The sequence below is a fragment of the Rhodococcus sp. B10 genome (assembly GCF_011770055.1).
GTDB lineage: Bacteria > Actinomycetota > Actinomycetes > Mycobacteriales > Mycobacteriaceae > Rhodococcoides > Rhodococcoides kyotonensis_B.
In genome coordinates this window covers 1-255 of the sequence record NZ_JAAFYV010000148.1, presented here as the reverse complement: position 1 = coordinate 255, position 255 = coordinate 1, and the positions used below count along the sequence as shown (strand labels likewise).

Annotated in this window: 1 protein-coding gene; it reads right to left on the bottom strand. The window is 63.1% G+C overall.

Going from position 1 to position 255, the window contains the following annotated elements:
• A partial coding sequence (locus tag RhoFasB10_RS26080; protein ID WP_167679377.1) for a transposase occupies nt 1–255 on the bottom strand: 255 nt, incomplete at both ends.

The window sequence follows — 255 nt, the reverse complement described above, 5'->3', positions numbered from 1 at the left end:
CCTGTCGATTTGGTCAGCATGGAGAAGGCCCACCAGTGGCAGGCGTCGCCGAGTCTCTTGTTGCGGACTTTGCGGGCTTTGACGTAATGCGATCGACCGGACGCACGGGTGATCGGTGCGGTGCCGGCGAAGGCTCGCAATCCGGCTGCGCTTTCGAAACGTTTTGGGTCGTCGCCGATTTCGGCGAGGATCCGTCCGCTCAGCACAGTCCCGAGTCCGGGTACGGATTTGAGGATCGGGGCGAGCGGATGCGTG